At 66.1% G+C, this 1993-nt stretch carries 2 protein-coding genes; both read left to right on the top strand.

The features are described 5' to 3' along the window. On the top strand, window positions 1-487 hold a 487-nt coding region (locus tag NTW26_10905), incomplete at its 5' end, for an aminotransferase class III-fold pyridoxal phosphate-dependent enzyme (GenBank protein ID MCX7022760.1). Window positions 488-559: 72 nt separating this feature from the next. Further along, entirely contained in the window at window positions 560-1789 is a 1230-nt protein-coding gene (gene kbl / locus NTW26_10900; GenBank protein MCX7022759.1) for a glycine C-acetyltransferase, read from the top strand. The last annotated feature ends 204 nt before the right edge of the window (window positions 1790-1993 follow it).

Raw genomic sequence — 1993 nt, 5'->3', positions numbered from 1 at the left:
CATCGCCTTCGGCAAGAAGAGCCAGGTGTGCGGGATCATGGTCGGGGATAAGGTGGACCGGGTGAAGTACAACGTCTTCTCCGACGAGACGGCGCCCGACGGGACGGTACCCGGATCGAGCCGCCTCAACTCCACCTTCGGCGGGAGCCTGGTGGACATGGTCCGCTGCCAGGCGTATCTCGAAGTCATCGAGGAGGAGCGGCTGGTGGAGAACGCCGCCCGCGTGGGCACCCACCTCCTCGAGGGGCTCCACTCGGCCCTCGAGGGGACGGAGGGCAACGGGGAGCGGGGCCTGGGGCTGATGATCGCCTTCGAGATGCCCACGGGCGAGGAACGCGCCAAGGCCTGGCGGGCGATGTACGACCGCGGGCTCTTCGCCATCACCTGCGGGGCGCGCTCGATCCGTTTCCGGCCGCCGTTGAACCTGACCGAGGCCCAGGCGGACCGGGGGCTGGAGATAGTCCGCCAGGCGCTCAAGTCGCTCTAGGTTTCAGGGTATTCTCCTTCTTTCAACCGTCCGGTCGCGAGACCGGACGGATGCCCCTTTGTCGGGGCGGCCATGGGCATAGATTACCTCCGAGGGGCGCTTTCCGAGAGACTGGAAGGCGCGCGCAGGGCGGGAACCTTCAAAACGGAGCGGGTGATAACCACCCGCCAGGGAACCGGCATATCCGTCGAATCCGCGGGCGACGTAATCAACTTCTGCGCCAACAACTACCTCGGGCTGTCCGGAAACGAGAGCCTCGTCGAGCGGGCTAAGGAAGCGCTGGACCGCTACGGCTTCGGCCTCTCCTCGGTGCGGTTCATCGTCGGCACCCACAGCGTCCACCTGGAGCTGGAACGCCGCGTGGCGGCTTTCGTGGGCAAGAGGGACGCCATCCTCTACTCGAGCTGCTTCGACGCCAACGGCGGGCTCTTCGAGGTTCTCTTCAACGACCGGGACGCCGTCCTCTCCGATTCCCTCAACCACGCCTCCCTGATAGACGGAATACGCCTGTGCAAGGCCGAGCGCTTCCGGTACGACCACCTCGACATGCAGGACCTGGAGGATGAGCTCATCCGCGCCCGCGAGGCCCGGATGAAGGCCATCGTCACCGACGGCGTCTTCAGCATGGACGGCGAGATAGCGCCCCTGCCGCAGATCTGCGATCTGGCCGAGAAATACGACGCCCTGGTGATTGTGGACGACTCCCACGCCACCGGATTCATCGGCGAAAACGGCCGGGGAACGACCGAATACCACGGCGTGGGCGACCGGGTCCACATCATAACCTCCACCTTCGGCAAGGCGCTGGGCGGGGCCTCGGGAGGATTCACCGCGGGGCCGCCCGAGGTCGTGGAGGCGCTCAGGCAGTTCTCGCGGCCATACCTCTTCTCCAATACCCTGGCCCCCGTCATCGCGGCCACCACCCTGGCCGTCCTGGACATCTTGGAGGAATCGGGGGAGCTGCGCGAACGACTCCGGGCGAACCAGCGCAAGTTCCGCAAGCTGATAACCGAGGCCGGCTTCGACGTCATCCCCGGCGACCATCCCATCGTTCCCATCATGCTCTACAACGCCAAGCTGGCCTCCGACATCGCCGGCGATCTCCTCAAAGAGGGCGTGTACGTCATCGGCTTCAGCTACCCCGTTGTTCCCCAGGGTCTGGCGAGGATTCGGGTGCAGCTCTCGGCGGCCCACACCGACGAACAGATAGACCGGGCGGTCGAGGCCTTCACCCGGACGGGCGAACGATACGGCATCCTCAACCTCGGCCGCGACGCCATCATCCGGAAATTCGGCCCGTAAAGGGCGCGCCGCCTGTCCCCTCCCCCCTTTGGGGGGAGGCTCGCCTACGGGCCGGGGAGGGGGGCGAATCGGTGAGAGCGGCGGGGATAGGAACCGAGCGAAGCGAGCTATGCCCCTGGCAAATCCCCGCCCTACATTTGCGGAGCGGCGCGCCGACAGGTTAGGGGTGAGGGCTGCCTTATAAAACGGGCGGGTCAGGAGACC

The organism is bacterium, assembly GCA_026398675.1.
Lineage (GTDB): Bacteria > RBG-13-66-14 > RBG-13-66-14 > RBG-13-66-14 > RBG-13-66-14 > RBG-13-66-14.
This window is presented reverse-complemented; position numbering and strand designations above follow the sequence as displayed.